Genomic DNA, 20,611 nt, shown 5'->3' with positions numbered 1-20,611 from the left:
GGCAGCTTCAGATATCTGGGGCGGCCAGAACAGGCGTTTTTCCCCGGCTTCATCTGAAACTGTGGGACAGCCAAACGCACCCAGCCAACGCAATCTCTACCGTTGCGGAAAATGAGCTGAAATTCTTAAAGTCGACCCGCCGTAGGTTCTTCAGATCCTTCGGAAAACCGAAGGTTCACGCTCGAATTTTGTCGCTTGTGGGATGCCAGTGCGTTGATTTCTACTCCCACCCACACCCCCAAATAGACCGCTTCCAGTACTGGGAGCTCCGCATCATCTGGCTCATGCTCCGCGGCGAGTGCGTCCGCATCCCCATCTTCCAGGACGGTGCCACCGCCGCCTTCAAAGCCCCAGGCGCCAAACTAAAAAATGTTCTCATCCTCGACCCATCTCAGTTCCAGCACATCGTCGAAAACCACGACATCATCGGCTGGCGCTACACCGGTCTCGGCCCCCAGGCCCCCATCGAGTCCCAAATCTTTCTTCCGGAGGAAGTCTGGTTCGAAAAACTCCCCAACCCTTTCGACTTCTGGCGCGGCATGCCCCCACTCTATGCCGCCACCCTACCCGCCCAGACCGATTTCGCCGCAGCCAGCTTCATGAAGGGCCTCATGGAAAACAATGCCGACCTCGGTGTCATCATTCGCACCGAACAGCAACTCACTGACACCCAGCAGCAGCAAGTCCTCGCCCATCTCAACCAGCGCAAACGCCGCGCCGGTATCGCCGACAAACCTCTCCTCCTCTGGGGCGGCGCTGAAATAGTAAAACCCACCCTCTCCAGCGCCGACCTCCAATTCCTCGAAAACCGCAAATTCTCTCGCGCCGAAATCTGTGCGGCGTTCGGTGTCCCAGAAGAAATCGTCACCATCACCGACAACGCCAAATACGATGTTATGGTCGGCTCCCGCCAGAACTTCATCGAGAACCGCGTGGCCCCTCTCTGCACCCGCCTCGAAGCCGCCGAGGACATCACCGTCAAAACCATCGACCCCAGCGCCACCGGCTGGTTCGACATCGACAGCCTCCCCATCATGCAGCAAGCCCGCCGCACCCGCCTCATCACCGCCAAAACCGGTTTCGACATGGGCATCCCCTTCAACGAACTCAATCGCGTACTCGATCTAGGCTTCAAACCCCTCCCCTGGGGCAACGCCGGCTTCCTTCCCCGCACCCTCCAAAAAGCCGGCGAAAACCAAAACCTCTGACCCCATCTGCCATCTGCTATCGGCTGTCGGCTATTTCCCATCGTCTATTCCCAAAATCCCATGTGCCCTCCTCTCCACACCTCCGGCCCTGTCCCGCGCGCCAGCGTCTTGGACTGCGGCAGTCCTCTGCCGCTTTCTCCCCAAAATGCAACCCTATTCAGCCCCGAAAAAATTCGTGCTAATTCGTGAAATTCGTGTCTCCCCCTGCCCTCTCCCCAATCGAAAATCAAACTTCAAAAATCCATGCTCCCCCTCCGTTCCACCCTCCAAGTCGAAGTCCATGCTCCCCAAACCGATCCAATCGAAAATCAAAAATCTGAAATCAAAAATCCGCAAAATCCCACCCTGGACTTCACCTCCTCTGATGCCACCCTCGATCGTTTCGGCGAAATCATCACCCCCTCCGGCTGGCGCCTCGACTCCTATCGCCGCAACCCCGTTTTCCAAAACGCCCACCAATACGGCGACGTCATCTTCACCCTCGGCAAAGCCCTCATCACCGAAGTCCGCGCCCTCGCTGGTCGCCAGGTCCTCTTCCAGCGCATCCAATTCGCCACCGACGCCAACCCCATGGCCAAGATCGCGCACGCCCTGTACGCCGGCGGCTTTCTTCACGGTGTCTCCGTCGGCTTCATTCCCATCCGCTGGGAAGACCCCACCGCCACCTCCCCCCGCAAACACCTCGAGCAAGAGTTGGTCGAAGTTTCCGCCGTCGCCATCCCCGCCAACCCCAACGCCCTGGCCCTCGCCCTCAAATCCGGCGCCCTCGAAAAATCCGACATCCAAACCACCCTCGATCTCCTCCATCAATCCCTCGCCATCGCCAAAACCACATCTCCCATACCTCCCATTATTCCCACTTCCCCGGCTTTGCTCCTGTCTCGCCAAATCCGCGATCTCCTCAAACATCTCTAGTCACAAAAATCCAACAACCAAATGCAAACTGAAACCCAAACTCTCGACCAAATCACCACCCTCACCGCCGACCTCGGCGCCATCAAAACCGATCTCGGTACCCTGCTTGGCCTCAAATCCACCCTGGCAACACTCCAGGCCGCCCAAGCTGACCTTGCTCTGCAACTAGGCAACTTCCGGACCGCCACCGTAGCCAAATTCGGCTCAGCAGCCCCACATCGCACCCGCCCCATCGGCGGCGTCACCGACGAATGCGCCGCCCAAGTCGCTTCCCAATTCATCCTCCACTGCGAACGCAGCGGCGCCATCGATGCCCTCTGTTCCGCACCGGCAACCCAGCGCGACACCCTCCTCAACTTCGCCCGCAACACCCTCAACCTCTCAACCAAAGCCGCCCTGACCACCACCGATATCCCACTCCCAGCTCAGTACGGCAACGAAATCCGCGAACTCATCTCGGACTTCGGTGTCGTTCGCCGCCGTATGTCCCCCTACCCAATCGGCACCGGCACCTGTCGCCCAGTCAGAATGGGGACCAGGCCGGCGTTCGGCTCCATCGCCATCTCAGCCGCCTTCGCCGAAAAATCGCCCACCGTCACTCTAGCTTCACTCGAATCCCACAAGATCGGCGGCGTAATCCGGCTCCCCCGCGAAATCGACGAGCAAGCTGTCATCCCCATCGGCCGATTCCTCACACGCTACGCCGCCGTCGAATTCGCCAGGGCCGAAGACACCTGGGGCTTCCTCGCCGACGGCACCCCCGAAACCTACGAAAACGTCGAAGGCATCGCCACAATCGCAAAGGATAAAGGCCATGTCGTCACCCTGGCCGCCGGCAAGACCAAACCCAGCGATGCCACCCTCGACGACTTCCGCCTCCTCCGCACCAAGGTCAACAAAGCCGCTCTCAATGGCCGCCTTTCGGCCTACTACCTGGATACCACCTGGGAAACCCACCTCGGCTCCTTTAACACCCAAGCCGAACCCCACATCTATCAGCGCCTCCCAGACGGCAGCGCCATCCTCGACGGCTATCCAATCGTCTGGACCGATGTCCTCCAACCATTCGACACCCTCGCCGCTGCTGGCAAAACCATCGCCGTCTTCGGAGCCCTCTCCTTCTGGTGGATGGGCGAGCACGGCACCCCGCGCATCGACACCTCCACCCACATCTGGTTCAGCAACGACCAGCTCGCCGTCCGCTTCATCGAAGAAATTGACTTCGACTACTGCGCCGAAGACGCCACCGCCGCACTCCTCACCGCCGCTGCAGCATAGTCCCTGCCCGCTCCCAGCATGCCTCCGGCCCCACCCACCGCGCCAGCGTCTGGGACTGCGGCAGCCCTCTGCCGCTTTTGGATGTCCTTCCACTCCCACCACTCGCTCCCGCCCCCCCTTTCTGGTCGGGGGGGCGGCACGAGTCACCGTCCTCTCAAATCTGAAATTCTAAAAACTCCGCCCCTGCGCCTTCGCGTCTTCGCCTCTCTGCGTTAAAACACGTCATGCTCACCCAACTCAGCACAGTCAAATCGCGCCTCTCGATCCTCGACTCCGACACCAGCCAAGACGCCATCCTGACCAACGCCCTCAAGGCCGTCTCCGCCCGTTTCGACCACGAAACCAACCGCACCCTCGCCCGCACCGAGAACGCCACCCACGAATTCGATCCCACCGACACCGAACTCTCCCCACCCTGCTACCCCATCGAATCCGTCTCCAAATTCGAAACCAAATCCTCCGAATCCGAAGGATGGCTCGACCAGCCCGGCATCGATTACCTCATCCGCCGTGCCTGCATCATCTCCCTTCAGCCTTTAGCCCTTAGCCCTCAGCCTTCCCTCGCCCGCGTCACCTACACCGGCGGCTACCTGCTCCCCGGCTCCCCGCCGCCCGATCCCCCGGTGGCCGCCTGCCAAGGCCTCCCCGATGACCTCGAACAAGCCGCCGTCGAACAAGTGATCTATTGGTTCCAAACCAAAGAAAAACTCGGCCTTAAAGTTTCCTGGCCCACCGGCGTTGAATACAAACAATTCTCACTGCTCCCCCTCCTCCCCGATGTCTCCCAAACCCTCGCCCACTACCGCCGCTGGGCACTCTAGACTCCATACTGCCTATCCGCTTCGCAGTCGCACCTTAACGGGGACGGTGGGGAGGCTTGGCTCATGTGCTTGCCGGAACGGCACCCCGAGCCAGAGGGTTGATTAGGATGCTGCTTACAGCCGGCGTTTTTGGGCCAGGACGGCAACGACGATGATGGCGCCAGTGAGCATCAAGCGGCTGGCCTCCGGGACGGCATTGATGCTCAGGATTTTTTCCAGGTAGCCGATGGTCAACGTACCCAATAAAGTCAGCCCGAGCCCCCCTCGGCCACCGGCCAGGGTGGTGCCGCCGATGACCACGATGGCGATCGCTGTCAATTCATAACCGATGCCTGCCTCGGGGTCGCCCTGCTGTTCCTGGGCTGCCTGGCAGATGCCGGCCACGCCGGCAAAAAGGCCGCTGGCCGCATACGCCAGGATTTTAGCAAAGTTCACCCGCACACCCGATAACCTGGCGGCCTGCTCGTTGCCGCCAATGGCATAGAGTTGGCGGCCCACATAATGGCGCGAGAGCACAATCCAGGCGAGCACTGCGCACACCAGGAAAATGACAGTCACCACCGAGACATGGCCGCCCAGGATGCGGTTGTCAATCAACTCGAAAATGCGAGGCACGGGAACTGATTGATAGCTGCCGTTGGGCATTTGGACAATGGTCGAGACTTTCATGCCGCCGGAGATGGTTTTGGCCAGGCCCCGGGCGAAGACCATCATCGCCAGCGTCGCGATGAACGGCTGGATGCCGAACCAGGCGGTAATGCCGCCGGAAACGGCGCCGCAGGCCAGCGCCAGCAGCAGACAAACCGGCACCGAAATCCAGGGCGTCCAGCCCCAATGAATCGTGGTGAGGGAAAAGGCTACAGCGACAAGGGCCAGGATACTGCCGACGGCCAGGTCAATGCCACCGCTGATGATGACCAAAGTCATGCCGCAGGCGAGGATGCCGAACACGGAGGCCTGGCGCAGCGCGTCCCGATGGGTGCCAATCTTGAAAAATGCCCCTTGCGCGTTGAAAATACAGCCAATTACCAGGATGAAGATGAGGGCGACCAGGGCGCGTGTAGCCGGGATGCTCCAGAGCCTGGCCAGCGGGCCGCTTTGCGAAGCAGCTTTTGCGGGATTGGCGGGCGCGGCAGCCTTCTCCTGGGAGACTTCAGTCATGCGTTCTGCAGGGCCAACAGGTTCAAAGGCCGCTCTCGAAATTGTATTTGCCCGAACCGACCGACAACACCACGCGTCCGTTATCGAGTCGTTCGAACTTCACACCTCGGGCGCGGGCAACGGGGCGCCCGTGCTCTTTGACCGCGTCCAGGCCGGCGGCGGGCACATAGACAGTAGCGGTTGCATTCGCCGGCACAGTGATGTCCCAATGGAACGAGCGCGCGGAGCGTTTCCATTGGCTGGCAATCATGCCGAAAGGCGACTGGTGGGTTGCGCGGACGAATTTGAGGTCCCCTACCGGCTCGGGCCGCATCACGATGTGCTTGAACCCGGGCTGAGCCGGATCGGGTTTGATTCCAGCCAGGTCTTCGTAAAGCCAGATGGCCAAATCGCCCACCAGCATGACGTGATTGCCCGAGTTCATCGCAGGGTCTGCGGTGTCGCCGTTCCACAGCTCCCAAACCGTTGTAGCCCCCTTTTCAACCATGTACCCCCAGCTTGGGTAAGTCCGTTGGGTGGCGATTTCAAAGCCAACGTCCGGACGCCCGTTGTCCGTGAGCGCGCGCATCAACCATTGGCCGCCGATGAGGCCGGTCCCGATATGGCCGTCGCTCTCCTGGTTAATCTTATCGAGCAGATGCTGAAAAATACGGGCGCGCTGGGCTTCCGGGGTAAGGCCGAAAGCCAGCGACAACACGCACGAGGTTTGAGTGCCGTTATCATATTGGCCGGCATCCTGATTCAGAAACCTCTCGTTGAAGGCCCTTTTGAGCGTGGCCGCCAGGTCCAGGAAGCGCCGGCTATCGTCACTTTTGCCGAGTTGTTTGGCGTAGCCGGCCATGAGGAGAGCGTCTTCATAGAAGTAAGCGGTGGCCAGAAGCGCGGTATTGGTTTTGCGCTTGGGGTCTTTGGAGTGAATCAGTTTGGGGTCTTCGGGCGGAACGCACCAGTCGCCATAGGAATCGCGCGAGATGATGCCGTTTTTGGCGAAGCCGGCCATGTAATCCATCCATTTCCTGGCGCTGTCATAATGCTGCGCGATGATGCGCCTATCGCCAAATTGGTCCCGGAGCGCGCTGGGGATAATCACCGTGCTGCTGGGCCAGGTCACATTATCCGAGTAGATTGGCCAATAAGCCGGGCACACATCCGGGACACTCCCGCTGTCCTTTTGGGCATCGGCCATATCCTCGAGCCACTTGCCATAGAGAGCGGCGGTATTGAACAGGTAGGTTTCGCCTTTGGATTCAGCGGACCGATCGCCCAGCCAGCCCTGCCGTTCGTCCCGCTGCGGGCAATCGGTCGGAATGCTGCGGTAGTTGCCCTGCACCCCCCAAAGGATATTATGATAAATCCGGTTCAACAGCTCATCCGAGCAGGAGAAATCCCCGGCGCTTTCCAGGTCGTCACGGACCACCCGACCCTCGATTGCCGACAAAGACGCGTTGCCCGGGTAGCCTGTCACCTCTACGAACCGAAAACCGTGGTAGGTAAAGCGCGGCTCATAAACCTCCCTGCCGGCGCCTTTGAGGGTGTAGCGGTCGGTTGCTTTGGCCGAGCGCAGATTGGCCACGTAAAGGGAGCCATCCGGTTTGAGGGTTTCGGCGTGGCGCAACGAGACGGTGGTCCCGCGCGGGCCCGAAACATGCAGGCGGCACCAGCCGACCATGTTCTGGCCCATATCGAAGATAAATACCCCGGGCTGGAGTTGCGTGACCGAGACCGGATTCAGTGTCTGCATCACCCGAATGGGCTCAATCACCTGCGCGGCCAGTACTTTGGAAGGGGCATCTGCGATTTGCGCGTTGTCCCATTTCGAATCGTCAAAGCCGGGCTGGCTCCAGCCGGGCAATTCCATCCGCGCATCGTACTCTTCGCCGTCATATTCGTTATTGGCGCGGATTGGCCCGTTGGTAGTAAGCTTCCAGGTGCCGTCGCTGACCATGCTGGCAAGGGACCCGTCCTGGTACTCGATGCGCATTTCAAAGAGCAGTTTCGGAAAGCCAAACGTGCGGGTAGTCGTGGGCACCTTTCCCCGGGGCGCAAAGAAACGGCCATTGCCCAGCACGATGCCGGCTGCGTTGGGTCCGCGCTTCAGGAGCCCTGTGATATCGCGAGTCACATAAAAAACCCGCTTGTTGTACTCCGTCAGCCCAGGGGACAACACATCCGTTCCAACCTTTTGGCCGTTGAGATAAAACTCGGAAAGGCCGAGACCGGAGAAATAGACGGCCGCGCGGGCCACTGGCTTATCGAGCTGGAACTCCTTGCGCAACCAGCGGGCGGGGAGACGGCGGTCGTCGCTTTGGGCCACCTCGCCCCAGGGTTCCATGCCTGCAGGGCCAAGCTTCATGGCTGGCAGCCAGGTCGAGTCATCAAAGCCAGGCTCGAGCCAGCCGGCGAACTCCTCAGCCGAGCTTTGCCACTTCTCATCAGTCGGAACCACCAGCGGGTCGCCTTGGTCGAATTGGATGCGCAGCAAACCCAGGAAACCCGCCGGGCTCGGGACATCCCCCGTGTTTTTGACAAAGGCCGCCAGTGCGTTCTTTCCCGCGTGGATTTGGCTTGTGACATTGAACTCTTTTGCAACTTTGAAATCCGCGCCGGTCCCGACCTCCTTGCCATTGACGAAAGCGGTGAACTCATCATCGCCGGTTACCAACCAGGTGGCCGCTTTGATGGCGCGTCCGGCAGGCACATTGAAAACATGACGGAAATAGCGAGTGGCAACCGGGGCGGACTTTTCCGGGTGGCCTTCAGGAAACCAAATCCAGGAGGCCTCGCTCAACACCACGTTCGACAAGCCGCCATCGAGGCCAATCCATTGCCCATGCCATTCCGAAGCCGAGAGCAGACCCATGCTCCACCGGGCGGGTTGGCTCCAGCGCGAGATATTGCCCTCCTGGTCCCAGACCCGCACTTTCCAAAAACATTCCTGGCCCGAAGCCAGTGGCTGCCCGCCGTAGGAAACCTGGATCGACTCATCGGAATCGACTTTGCCCGAGTCCCACAAATCTCCATGGCCGGCTTGCAATTGGCTCAAACTGGCGGCGACCAGGATTTGATAAGCCCGCTGGCGTTCTCCACGAACCGAACGATTGTCGGGCAGAATAATCCAGCTCAGGCGAGGCTGGGGCGTGTCGATGCCCAGAGGGTCTTGCAGGTATTCACAGCGCAGTCCCTGGACCCGCGCGGCGTTGGCGGCTAGAACGCCAAGCATTCCAGCCAGCAGAATAATACGGAAGGCGCGCAGAGAAGGGTTAGTGATCATATACGGGGGGCCGTGGCATAAACTACAGCGAGGGACCCCTCTCCCCTTCGGAAGGGGAGAGGGAGAAGCATCGGCAGATTACGGATGTAGTTCATGTTAGGGAGTGCTCAGCAGGGCTCTTATTGTCTAGCCAACACCCGCATATTCCTCATCAGTTTTGAGATTCAACCCCATCAGGATATAATCGTGGGTGATGGCTTGCATGTCTTTTACGTAGCTCTCCAGCCGTACCAGATTGCTGAAACCCAGCAGGGCGAACATCTTCACCGCTGCCTCCTGTTCCCCGATGAACTCGGCCTCGACCTTCTCGAGGCCCCCAATGCGCGCCAGAGCCACTATCTCGCTGACCAATCCCCGCGCCAGGCCGCGTCCGCGGTTTTGCGGCAAGACCAGAACACTCACCCGGCCAATATGCCTTTTCCACCCGCCAAGCTGCTGATGGAGCGTTGCGACCCCCACGACCTTGCCTTCCGCTAAAGCCAGAAGCGGCAGGTTGCGGCCCAGATCGATATTCTGGCACCAGTCGCGAATCACCACCGGCTCCCTCACCCGGTGTTTGATAAACATCCGCTCGGATTCCGGAATCGCCATGAAGAATGTGTGCAGGGCCTTTTCGTCGTCTTTGCGCAATGGCCGAACGCGGCATCTCGAGCCGTCCTTGAGCTTTAGCTCCTTAGGATACTTTTGGAGTTCGAATTCGAGTGACATAGTTTTTTGTGGGTCCTCTGCCGCCCTATGTTGCACGAATTCCCGGCGAAGGCAAGCCACCGAACATGTGCTCAATTCTACCGCAAACTATCGAGTTCCGCCCTGGCTCCGAGGAGGTCAGGGGAGCAACGCAGGGCGAGGTCGAATTGTGTCCGGGCTTGTTTGATTTGCCCAAGGCTGAGCTGGGCCAGGCCGGCGAGGTAATGGGCTGAGGCGGATTGGGCGTCGGGCGTTCTGACGCTTGGACCAGTTCCAGAGATTCCATTTGATTTTTCGAAAGATTGCCCGGCCCTTTCAAGCAGGGATTTCAGGGCCCGCTCACCTTCGGATTGCCGGCCTAGCTTCAACTCAGCCAGTGCCTGGAAATATTCCTCGATTTGACTGCCGGCAAGGCCCCGCCGGGTTCTATGCTGGCCGTTGGTGTTTTCAGCAGCCGCCTCGTTCCAGAATTGGCGCGCCTTGGCTGTATTACCGGCCATGTCGCAAGCGAGGCCTTTCCAATAGGCCATCTCGGCAGTGCGTCCAATCTCCCGTTCACTGGGCAGATTCTCGGGGATATTCCCAGCCACCTCAAACTCGTCGAGAGCCACCTGAGGACGGTTGGCGCGAAGGGACTGGCGACCGCGCAAGAGATGCGCGTTGACCCAATGCTGCGCTACGTCAAGCGAGCCGCCTTCCCACACCGAGAACTTGCGCCCGGTCATAAACCGTATGGCAGCGTCGTATTGGCCGGAGAAGATTCTCAAACCAATTTCGCGAGACAAGGCGTCATCGCGTTTGGCGACGACCGAGTGGTTCTGTTGCAGCAAGGCCAGTCTTTTTTCCGGGGCCATTCCTGTCAGGGCGTAGAGCTCATCCAGTTCCTCGAACTGCATGGCGGTTCTGGAGGGAGCGGCGACGGCTTGTTCGAGTTCAGCAATAGCTGCGGGCAGATTGGCGGGGTGCTGGCGCCAATACGCGAGAGCTAAATTGCGGTGAACCATTGAAAAGCCGGGGTCCAGTTTGGCCGATTGCTTCCAGAGCCGAACCGCCTCGTCAGGCTGCCAGTCGAAAAGCAGGTTGCCCAAATAATAGGGGGCTCGGGGGTCTTGAGGATTCACCGCGATAGCGCGGCGCAACACGGGCAGCATCTCGACCTGGAAGGGAAAGACATAATCGGGCGGGGCGATTGCCGCTCGATGACGGTACTCCGCCGCCTGGCTCACATTGCCAAGGCGCTCGGCGAAATCGCCAAGGTAATACCACGCGAGGGGCGAAACGCGCTCCGGCTGCCGGGCGGTATTCACCATTTGCGTCAGGACCTCGATGCCGTCATGCCACAAACCGGCGTCCGCGTATTCAGCGGCAGTTTCCAATCCGGTGGCAGGGTGCTGAAGCAGGGTGGCATTCAAAAAGCTCGATGCCTTTTTGTCTCCAGCCAGCCAGCGTTCGGTGGCCAGGCGCACGTCCAAAGGATCGGTCTTTGCGGCCGCGGCATCGAGCAGAGCCAGGGCCTGTTTCGAGCGGCGGGCGTGGCGCAGCAGTGATGCCTTGAGGTTCAGCGCGCGAAGGTTCAGCGCGTTGAAATCCAGGGCGCGGTTCACGAATTCCATTCCCTTATCAAGGTCACCACGGCGCGTGGCAATCTCAGCCAGGGCAAAGTAGGCGGGGCCTTCCCAAGCGGCGCTCCAGGTGGCTTTGTAAAACGCATCGAAGGCCTCGTTAAACCGATCCTGTCCCTCGAGGGCAAGGCCAAGGTAGTAAGAGGCTTCCCCATCTTTGGGCGCGGTGTAATTGAAGGTCAGGCGTTCGAGGGCCTTTCGAAAAAGCTGCTCCGCCTCGGCAAAGCGGGCCTGCTTGAGCTTGCGAATTCCCAGGGCTGTGTTTACGCGCGAATCACCTGGGTCGCGGCGCAACGCCTCTTCCCAGTAGGGTTCGGGCTGGAGACCAGGGCTGTGGAACTGCTCGATGCGCTGCCCGGCCAGAAAGAGTTCTTCGACGCTTTTCATCTCCTCCGGCGGGGGCGGGCCGGTGACAGGTTCGGGCATCTTCTGCGGTTCAAGCCGCAAAGGTGAGTAAGAAACCAGCTCTTTGCCGGCAACCGAAAGCGAGGCGCGCAAATCGTGTTCGTCGATGCCCAGTGGAATCGAGAGGTGTTTAGTGTAAGGCCTGCCAGGGTCAATCGGCGTCGATTGTTCCAGCAGAATGGTATCGCCGGCTTTCAGGCGGACGGTTGCCGCTGGGTAAGCCGTCGTGGTGCAAAAACCGACGGTGACTGCGCCGTTTGTGGCTACGTCCAGATTGATGGCCGCATCGAGGTTCGCGTTCTTAACCCCGCCGATGCCGCGAAAGGGGTACCAGTACATCTTGAACGATTTGGTTTCATAAGGCTGCAGCCAACTGTAATCGGGCTGGTTATCCGAGTAGGCCCCCGCCATCAATTCGATATAAGGACCGTCGCTATCGGTCAGGATTTTTTCCCACATCCGCCCGCGCGGGCCGTTGCCCCACGTCCAGAATTTTTTCCCGGGAATGATATGGTGGTCCGCAACGCTCAGGATGCCCGCCTGCCGGCCATGATCGTACCCGGCAAAGAAATCATCCTGGTAATTCCAGGCGAACATCGAGTTGGCGGAGATGTGATTGGAGTACCAGCTTACATCGACCCCGCGCGTGAAGTCCGCGCCCGCATAGCGGGTGGTGGCCACCGGCCAGGTCGTGAATTCGCGCTTGCCATGAAATGTGACAAACCGCGTGCTGGGCGGATAAATGACCTGGTAATTCTCATTGACGCGCACCGCGACATTGGCAAAACAGAGCATGGTATTGACCAGCGGCGCGCGGTTCAAAATGCGAACTGAACATTCCAGGTACGACTTGCCTGGGCGCAAGGTGTAGCCCACGGCCCAACGCATGCGTTGGCGCAATTCCAATTCGCCGACCCAGATGGTCTTGCTGGCGTCGGGGTTGGATTCAATTCGGTACTGAACGGGCAGGAACGTTGTGGCGCGATGGTGATGGGGGATGTTCCACTCGATGCCGCCAGAAATCCAAGCGCCGATGAGCCCGATTAATGCGGGCTTAATCACGTGCTGCCGATAGATGAAATTGTAGCCGTTGCTCTTATCAATTGCCTCGAACAGGCGCCCGCCGATTTCGGGCAGCACCCCAATCCGCACATATTGGTTTTCGAGGTAAACGATTCGATAGACTTTGTTCGACTTGGTATTCGTCAACGAATCGTAAAGGGGATAGGGATAGACCCGCCCAGCGGCGCCCTGGGAGGACAGCCCGAAATAAAACATCGGATCGGGGTCCGGCGCCCCAGACAGATACGTGGGGATGACGATGTGCTGTTCGGAAACAGTCACCGCCACGCTGGCGGCGCAGAAAAAGCCAAGAAAGACCGCGCCAATCAGAAGGATTTTGAGACGCGCTGGATCGGTATTCATTTGGAGGGCCAAAATAGACCCTGCCGGCGATGCGAAGAAAGCAGAAAGCGGTAGTCAGACCGCGGGGAACCGCGCGGAGCGAGACACTAATTTCAAGAACCCAAGGCGGCCAGATGCCAATCTTGGCCAGAGACTCCTTACGCCTTCTCCTACAAAGGTTTGGAACTGACCTTGTGATTGGCCTTGGGGCAGAGGGAGAAGCATCGATAAGATGTAGTTCATGTTAAGGACACCTCAGTATATTGTCGGTAAATGGACGATTTGATGAGAGAACATGAGTTTGCCGCGGTGGCCCGGGTGAAACGCGCAGGCATGGGGATGGTTTGCTCCTTGTTGTTGGCGGGGTGCCCGCTGAGTGGATTGGCGGCCAGCAAACCGATGGAGCGCATCGTTATAGCCCCCGATTCGAAAGGGTTCATTCTGGCGGAGTCGAAGCGGCCATTTCATCCGTGGGGCTTTAATTACGGCAATCGCGGCCAATTAATGGAGGATTTCTGGATGGATGATTGGAAAACTTTCGCGGATGACTTTGAGAAAATGAAACGCCTGGGCGCCAATGTCGTCCGCGTCCATTTACAATACGGCAAGTTCATGGAGGCGCCCGGGAAGGCCAATGGCGTGGAGTTCGAACAGCTCTCGCGGATGCTGGGCGTGGCCGGGCAGAGTGGGCTTTATTTGGATATAACCGGCTTGGCTTGTTATCGCCCCGCCGATACTCCCGCATGGTATGATGCCATGGCTGAGTCGCAACGCTGGGCGGCGCAGTCGAATTTTTGGCACGAGGTTGCCCGGAGGTGCGCGGGCAGTCCGGCTGTGTTTTGCTACGATTTGATGAACGAACCGTTGTCGCCGGGCGCCAAACGGCAGCCAGGCCAATGGCGCTCGGGAAGCTCGCTGGGAGGGTATGACTTTCTTCAATTCATCACGCTGGACCCGGTAGGACGCGGGCGCGAGGACATCCCGGTCCAATGGATTCGCGCCATGGCGGCGGCGATTCGCTCCTGCGACCACCAGGCTCTCATCACGGTGGGCTTACTGCCCTGGACACAGCAGTGGGGGTTTTTATCCGGGTTCGTTCCTGTCAAGATTGCTCCCGAACTCGATTTTATCAGCGTTCATATTTATCCCGATTCCAAACGGCCTGCCGAAGCGATGGACGCGTTGCGCCGCTGCGCGGTGGGCAAGCCGGTTGTCATCGAGGAGACCTTTCCGCTGTCGTGCTCGGCTGCGGAGGAGGAGACCTTCCTGCGCGAATCTAAAGGAGCAGCGTGTGGCTGGCTGGGGCATTACGACGGGTTGACGCTCAAAGACTACGCCGCCCTAGAGCGCGCGGGCAAACTAACTCCCGGGCAAGGCATGTACAGGGCGTGGGAGGCGCTGTTCGTGAAGCTCAGACCGCAGGGCGGCTGAATTGGGGGCAGCACTAGTACTGGCCACAGAGGTTTCGAGACAGAGCGCCTCCTCTCCCTCGACCTCTCCTCCAGAGGGAATTGCTTTCCGACACATGTGACGAAACTTAGTTGCCAGTTTACTAGACCAATTCCTTGATCTTGTCCTTCAGGACCGTATTGGCAATGTGCATGCGCTTGGGCTCGCCGCGAGCCAGGGCCTCGGCAAAACGCAGGGCCAGCTCGGGCTTGATCTTGCCCGGCAGCGGTGGTTCGTACGGGTCCACGACCGCTTCGACCAAGGCTGGCCCGGGCGCATTGAGCGCCTCTTTCAAAACATCCGCGCACTGGCTGGGCTCAGTCACCGTCAGCCCCACTGCTCCGCAAGCCCTGGCGAACATGACAAAATCGATGGGCTGTAGTTCCACCGCATACTCCGGGTTGCCCAGCAGCACCATCTGTTCCCAGCGGATTTGGCCCAGAACGTTGTTCTTGATGATGATCACCTTGATGGGCAGCTCGTACTTCACCGCGGTCACAAAGTCAGCCATCAGCATCGAAAAGCCACCGTCGCCCACAAACGCTACGGATTGTCGCTCGGGATAGGCCACCTGCGCGGCGATGGCGTAGGGAAGGCCATTGGCCATGGTGGCCAGGGTGCCTGAAAGGGAATACTTCTGGCCGCGCTTGGCCTTGATTTGGCGCGCCCACCAGGTGGCGATAGTCCCGCTATCACAGGAAACAATTGCGTTTTCCTTGAGGAGTTTGCCCAACTCCCAGGCGACCACCTGCGGTTTCATCGGTTTGTCCTCGCGCGTGCCCCGTTCCTCCATCGTCTGCCACCACTCTTTCATCCCCTTCTGCGCTTTACTCAGAAAAGACCTCTCTTCGTTGTATTTGAGCAGGGGCAAAAGCTTTTGCAGAGTCCGCTTGCTGTCGCCCGCCAAGCCGACCTCCACCGGGTAGCGCAAGGCGATTCGCGCTGGATCGATGTCTATTTGCACCCCGCGCGCCTGACCCGGTTTTGGCAGGAATTCCATATAGGGAAACGAGGTGCCGATCATGAGAAGCGTATCGCATTCCTCCATGGCCACCTGCGAAGGGGCCGTGCCGAGCAATCCGAGGCCGCCGGTAGTGTGCGGGTCGTCATCGGGCACACAGGCCTTGCCCAACAAGGGTTTAATGATGGGGGCGGCCAGCTTTTCCGAAGCGGCAACGACTTCATCGGTCGCATCCAATGCCCCCGCTCCGGCCAAAATGGCCACCTTTTTCCCTGCATTGAGCACTTCAGCAGCCCGTTCCAAATCTTCCTGCGCCGGCAGCCCTGAGCGCCGGGCAAAGGCCTGGGAATTGGCCTGGTCGGCTCCCTTTCCACGCGGGGAAGGCTGGCCCTTTTTGACTGGCATGGACTGGAAATCAATCGGGAAGTTGATGTGGGCCACGCCGCGGCGGCTCAGGGCGGTGCGGCAGGCCAGGTTGGTGACATTGGAGACATGTTCCGGGCCCATGACTCTCGTGCTATAGACCGCCACATCCATATAAACCCGATCCAGGTCCACATCCTGTTGGGCGTGGGTGTCAATCAAGTCATGGTAATGGTGCCCTGTAATCGCCAGCACCGGCTGGTTGTCCATTTTGGCATCGTACAGGCCATTGAGCAGGTGAATGCCCCCAGGCCCGGAGGTCGCCAGGCAGACGCCCAGGCGCCCGGTGTATTTGGCATAGGCGCACGCCATAAAGGCGGCTGATTCCTCGTGCCGGACCTGCAGGAAACGCATTTTTTCGCAATGCGTGCGCAGCGATTCCATGATGCCGTCAATGCCATCGCCCGGGAACCCAAAGATGATATCCACTCCCCAATCAATCAATGTTTCGATCAGAACATCTGCCCCTGTCGTCGTCATAAGCTTTGCCTTAGTGTAATTTTTATTAGGCAGCCGCAGCGTTTTATGCGCCGAAGCAATTCACCCGGACAAACCTGCCCCAACTGCCTTCGGCCGGCTATGGGGAGTTGGCCTTTCCCGCCTACCGCCTGCCCACCCCATGCCAAATCTCCAGGGGGTCTTTATCGGAGAATTCTTTGCCTGAGGGTCCCACTCCTTCTTTTAAAAAGCGCAAGATTTGACTGATGGCCTGACAAAGCAGCGTTCAATGGGTATATTTAGCCAAGAGAAAGGAAGGAGTAGGCAGCACAAGAATGGCGGTTGCAACGGGCCGGCAATTCGCTCTGAGCAGGTTTTCAACTGTCAACAGCCGCCAATACACAGCGCGCGACTCTGAGCCGCGCGCTAGAGTTGGCGGTTTTATTCTGCGCTCCGGAGAGGAATTCCCAGGCGAAGGCGACGAATTGGTGGTGGTCGTCGAGAGCGGTCGAAGCGGGCGCAATCGTCAATTCATCGAACGTTTGGCGGGCCGGCTCAAACCCGAGACGAAGCTGTTTAAGGATTTATTTTACAAGGCGGACCTCACCACGCTTGGCCCCAAGGGGCTCCTGCTGGCCTCCACAAACGGCATCGCGGCTTGCATGGCGGCGGCGCTCACGGCGCTGCCTGCCCTATTGAGAATCCTTATGCGCCAGGCGAAGCTCACGAATCACACGCCGAACACTGAATTAGTGCCGCAGTATCCACCTTCAGGGGAGCCTTGAACTCAATCGTGGGAACGGATTTTGAGGCTCGCTTCGTGCACAGCGGTGCTATCATAGGCTGGTGGAGAAACATTCTTCGGCGGAATACTGATGACGACAAAACTATTTTCTGAACTCGGGCTTTCGAGCGAATTGCTGAAGGCCATTGACAAGCTCGGCTTCGAGCAGGCAGCGCCGATTCAAGCCGAGGCGATACCGCTGCTGCTGCAAGGCAAGGACGTGGTCGGCCAATCCCAGACAGGCTCGGGCAAGACGGTGGCCTTTGCCGCGCCGGCCCTGGAAAAAGTCGTGGTGGAGGAGCGCAACACTCAGGTGCTGATGCTTTGCCCGACACGTGAATTGGCCGTGCAGGTGGCGGAGGAAGTGCACAAGCTGGCACTGTTCAAGCGCGGATTGCATGCCTTGCCGGTGTATGGAGGGCAATCCTACGACCGCCAGCTTTTCGGACTGCGCCAGGGCGCTCACGTGGTCATCGGGACACCGGGGCGCATCCTGGACCACATCCGCCGCGGGACGCTGCGGCTCAACGCGGTGAAAATGGTGGTGCTGGACGAGGTGGATGTCATGTTGAACATGGGATTCCGCGACGACATCGAACTCATTCTCCAGAAGACCCCCACGGAGCGGCAAACGGTGTTTTTCTCCGCCACAATTCCTCGTCCGATACAGCAGTTGATCGAGAAATACTCACGGGAGCCGCAGAACGTTCGCATCGAGCAAAAAGCGCTGACGGTTCCAACGGTGGAGCAGGTGTATTATGAAGTGGATCGGCGCTTCAAAGTGGACCTCCTGACGCGGCTGATCGACCTGCACGATCTCAAGCTCGGGATCATCTTCTGCAACACGCGGCGAATGGTGGATGACTTGGTGGAGCATCTCAACGCCCAAGGCTACTCGGCAGATCGCCTGCATGGAGAGATGAGCCAGACAATGCGTGACCGAGTGATGAACCGCTTCCGCAGGTCGGGTCTGGAGTTCCTGGTGGCCACCGACGTGGCCGCCCGCGGCATCGACGTAGAGAATATCGAGGTCGTGTTTAACTATGATTTGCCCTATGACGGGGAGGATTACGTCCACCGCATTGGCCGGACTGGCCGGCAGGGCCGAAGCGGGCGGGCCATCTCATTCGCATCGGGACGCGAGGTATTCCAGATACGCAACATCGAACGCTATACCAATACAAGGATTCAGCGGGGCCGCCCGCCCACGGTCGTGGAAGTGGAAGAAGCCCGAGCCAACGCCGCGCTGGACAAGATTCGCGCGACGCTCAAGAGCGGCGAGTACAAGCGGCAGGACCAATTGATTGAACGGCTGCTCGAAGAAGGCTTTAGCTCGACCGACATTGCCTCGGCGCTGCTGCACCAGTTGCAGAGCGGAGACGGTGTGCCGCCCGGCAACACCGCGCGCCAGGACGCCCCTTCGCGTTCGGATGCGACTCTGCCGGGTCAAGCGCGCGCCAAGCGTTTTGAGCAGCGGCCGCCCCGCGACGGTGACAAGGCCCCTCCAGGCAGGGATGCCGTTGCCGAACCTCGCCGCAAAGAGCAGCCAAAACCTTCCAGCGAGGTTTTCCTGGCACAGAAGCGCTGGCGTGAAGCCGAACCAGGCAAACCGCCGGGAGCCAAAGACAACGCGCCGAAGCATCCCCGAACGGCACCTTCGCGTTTTGAAAACCAGGCGGCAGTCCATAAGCGCTCGAAAGTTCCGAGGAGCGCCCAGCGCGCGCTGGAAGGCCAGACCCGCTTGTTCATGAATGTGGGCGCCGAAACGGGCATTTCTGAAGCGGACATCATCGAAGCCATTCAAGGCGCGACTGGGTTGCCCCGGGACACCATCGGCAAAGTGGACGTGCGCGAAAGGCATCTCTTTGTCGAGGTGGCCTCCGAACAAGCGCCGAGCATTGTGGCGAAGCTGAACCGTTCGCAAATCAAAGGCCGTAAAACCAAAGTGAAAGTGGCGTGATGAGGACTCAGGGTCCGGCCAAGCCGATTGAGAGGCTGTTTCCTTTTGTAATGCGTGCTCGCATCCTGCTGGTCGGGCGCGAGACGCTGCGGCGCAGCAAGAGCAGGTTGCATTTCATTTTAATCACGACCGACCTCTCGGAACGGAGCCGCAAGCAAGTGCTTTCAGATTTTTCCCACTACCCCGTGGTCGAGCGCTACACGTCCGCGGAATTGGAGCAGTTTTTCGGCCTGCGCGGAACGAAGGTTTTGGGCTTCGCGAAATCGGGTCTGGCGCAATCGGTGTACGCAGAAATGAAGGCGCAGCGGGTCAACAAGCCTGTGGCGGGAGATGCGTTCGTTTCCACCCCTGCGGAAAAGCGGAAAAGCGGATAATCTATGGAAATGAGTAAACTGGCCGCGCTTGAACACTCTGGCCACATCCGGCGGTCGAGGGGCTATTGTTCTCCCCTCATCTGTTCGAAAGCGATACGGCGCTACCCCTTTTGGCGCCGGTGACAGGCAGAAGTAAGTTTTACCCCGTGTTTACCGAGTGGAGCCAGTTCTCGGATTCGAACCGAGGACCGACGGTTTACAAAACCGTTGCTCTACCACTGAGCTAAACTGGCTGAAAACACTGGTTTTATAGGGTTTTCATGTCCTTTTTCGTCTTGAAAGACCGAAGCCTTTCCAACATTATTCCAACATGTTTTACGGGTCTAAACCGCGCAAACCGCTATGAAAACCATACGCAAAGATTGGCCCCGAGTTCGCCAATACGTCAAGGCGGGAATCTCCGGCACCCCCCCAAGCGCCAGCCGGGGGTGTTCTTCGGGTTATTAAGCGTCTTTTCGAGGGGGAGGGGTCGAGGGCTGGAGTCTCCAACGTTGGATAATCTGGTGAAAATCGCCCGAGCATTGGACGTTCGGGTGCGGGAGCTGATTGAAGAGTTTTAGCCGCAAATTCCCGAACCACCTGAGCAAGGGCCGAAGGACTTCATCCTCGAAATAGGCTTATTTGGCATTGGAATTTCACGGCAAGAGTTTCGATTTAAGTCGTTTTGGTTGGTGTAGTGGCCGCTGGTGGTTTTGGAACCATAGACGGGAAGTAGTAAATGAACGTGAGGAGCATTTCGATGAACGTTAACAATTCCCTCGCGTCCGTCTCACTCATTAGTTTTATCTCGTGGGTCGCCTCATTGCCTTTCTTGCGAATATGGTCCACCCAATGCTTACCGTCCGGCGGCGTATAACCCTCGGCGGAAAGGTAATCCACGTATTCAATAAACTTCAGCCCTTCGGCGACACCCTTTTGAACAGCGATATTCATTAGCATTTTCCGGCAAAGAAGCACTGCCGCCGTGTAGCAGGCTGTGGTGGTGCACCTTCTGGCCTCCTCATAAAGCGCTGTCAATTCGGGTGGAACGTTTGCAACCGGATTGCCAATCGCCGGTGCGGGGATTTGAGCATTTTGGCACGTGAAGAAGGATGGCCCGTGATAATGTGGACAGACATAAAGGCCAGATACCTGTTGTCCCCCTTGGTGGTTCCGAACCGCGATGCCCAAACTCGAAGAAACGGATTTAGAACAGAATCCGCAGACGTAGGAACGTTCGAGAATTTGCTGGCGATCGACATGCCAATACATGACTTTGCGGTCGAAAAATGGAATTGGATACATACTCATGATTGCGGTTAGCCGACAAGTAGCGGCTTTGGCAAGAGCAATTTAACGTATTCGCCTACCAAGTCTCTTCATGGGCTAATTAGTGACTTCGATACGCACAAAGGGCGTCCGCCGTTGGCCGCAGCGATTCGCTTGATCTCATCGATGATGTAGGCTCTAT

At 58.7% G+C, this 20,611-nt stretch carries 14 protein-coding genes and 1 tRNA gene; 8 read left to right on the top strand and 7 right to left on the bottom strand.

The genetic code is table 11. The features are described from left to right. The first annotated feature begins 197 nt into the window (after positions 1-197). The 4 genes from VG146_11945 (at position 198) to VG146_11930 (ending at position 4,222) form a co-directional block, all read left to right on the top strand. Positions 198-1,208 carry a phage portal protein gene (locus VG146_11945; protein ID HEV2393060.1) on the top strand — a complete coding sequence of 337 codons (1,011 nt, stop codon included), beginning with the start codon at positions 198-200 and terminating at the stop codon, positions 1,206-1,208. 243 nt (positions 1,209-1,451) lie between these two features. Beyond that, on the top strand, positions 1,452-2,123 hold the full coding sequence (locus VG146_11940) for an HK97 family phage prohead protease (GenBank protein HEV2393059.1): 672 nt from the start codon (positions 1,452-1,454) through the stop codon (positions 2,121-2,123). 21 nt (positions 2,124-2,144) lie between these two features. Beyond that, a complete protein-coding gene (locus VG146_11935; GenBank protein ID HEV2393058.1) occupies positions 2,145-3,401 on the top strand; it encodes a phage major capsid protein in 1,257 nt (418 codons plus the stop codon). A gap of 224 nt (positions 3,402-3,625) precedes the next feature. Then, complete coding sequence (locus VG146_11930) at positions 3,626-4,222, top strand: hypothetical protein (GenBank protein HEV2393057.1); 597 nt, start codon at positions 3,626-3,628, stop codon at positions 4,220-4,222. 114 nt (positions 4,223-4,336) lie between these two features. On the opposite strand, the gene VG146_11925 is transcribed toward VG146_11930, so the two are convergent. The 4 genes from VG146_11925 to VG146_11910 form a co-directional block, all read right to left on the bottom strand. Continuing rightward, positions 4,337-5,383 carry an ABC transporter permease gene (locus VG146_11925; GenBank protein ID HEV2393056.1) on the bottom strand — a complete coding sequence of 349 codons (1,047 nt, stop codon included), beginning with the start codon at positions 5,381-5,383 and terminating at the stop codon, positions 4,337-4,339. A 22-nt stretch (positions 5,384-5,405) separates the two neighbouring features. Continuing rightward, complete coding sequence (locus tag VG146_11920) at positions 5,406-8,654, bottom strand: family 78 glycoside hydrolase catalytic domain (protein HEV2393055.1); 3,249 nt, start codon at positions 8,652-8,654, stop codon at positions 5,406-5,408. A 126-nt stretch (positions 8,655-8,780) separates the two neighbouring features. Continuing rightward, positions 8,781-9,362, bottom strand: a complete 582-nt coding sequence (locus VG146_11915) for a GNAT family N-acetyltransferase (protein HEV2393054.1) — start codon at positions 9,360-9,362, stop codon at positions 8,781-8,783. Positions 9,363-9,439: 77 nt separating this feature from the next. Continuing rightward, positions 9,440-12,793 carry a DUF5107 domain-containing protein gene (locus tag VG146_11910; protein HEV2393053.1) on the bottom strand — a complete coding sequence of 1,118 codons (3,354 nt, stop codon included), beginning with the start codon at positions 12,791-12,793 and terminating at the stop codon, positions 9,440-9,442. Positions 12,794-13,045: 252 nt separating this feature from the next. Here VG146_11910 and VG146_11905 point away from each other — a divergent pair, with 252 nt between their 5' ends. Beyond that, complete coding sequence (locus VG146_11905; GenBank protein ID HEV2393052.1) at positions 13,046-14,203, top strand: cellulase family glycosylhydrolase; 1,158 nt, start codon at positions 13,046-13,048, stop codon at positions 14,201-14,203. Positions 14,204-14,324: 121 nt separating this feature from the next. Here VG146_11905 and VG146_11900 read toward each other — a convergent pair whose 3' ends face one another. Next, positions 14,325-16,085, bottom strand: a complete 1,761-nt coding sequence (locus VG146_11900; protein ID HEV2393051.1) for a thiamine pyrophosphate-dependent enzyme — start codon at positions 16,083-16,085, stop codon at positions 14,325-14,327. Positions 16,086-16,378: 293 nt separating this feature from the next. Here VG146_11900 and VG146_11895 point away from each other — a divergent pair, with 293 nt between their 5' ends. From VG146_11895 to VG146_11885, 3 genes are all read left to right on the top strand, one after another. Further along, on the top strand, positions 16,379-16,828 hold the full coding sequence (locus VG146_11895) for a hypothetical protein (GenBank protein HEV2393050.1): 450 nt from the start codon (positions 16,379-16,381) through the stop codon (positions 16,826-16,828). 90 nt (positions 16,829-16,918) lie between these two features. Then, positions 16,919-18,787, top strand: a complete 1,869-nt coding sequence (locus VG146_11890; GenBank protein HEV2393049.1) for a DEAD/DEAH box helicase — start codon at positions 16,919-16,921, stop codon at positions 18,785-18,787. Positions 18,788-18,837: 50 nt separating this feature from the next. After that, positions 18,838-19,161, top strand: coding sequence for a hypothetical protein (locus VG146_11885; protein ID HEV2393048.1), 324 nt, complete (start codon positions 18,838-18,840; stop codon positions 19,159-19,161). A gap of 158 nt (positions 19,162-19,319) precedes the next feature. Here VG146_11885 and VG146_11880 read toward each other — a convergent pair. Further along, positions 19,320-19,394 (bottom strand) — tRNA-Thr (locus tag VG146_11880). A gap of 421 nt (positions 19,395-19,815) precedes the next feature. Continuing rightward, a complete protein-coding gene (locus tag VG146_11875; GenBank protein HEV2393047.1) occupies positions 19,816-20,412 on the bottom strand; it encodes a DUF4145 domain-containing protein in 597 nt (198 codons plus the stop codon). Positions 20,413-20,611 lie beyond the last annotated feature (199 nt).

It is taken from the genome of Verrucomicrobiia bacterium (genome assembly GCA_035946615.1).
GTDB lineage: Bacteria > Verrucomicrobiota > Verrucomicrobiia > Limisphaerales > UBA8199 > DASYZB01.
The sequence above is the reverse complement of the archived record's forward strand: the minus strand, read 5'-3'. Positions and strand labels throughout refer to the sequence as shown.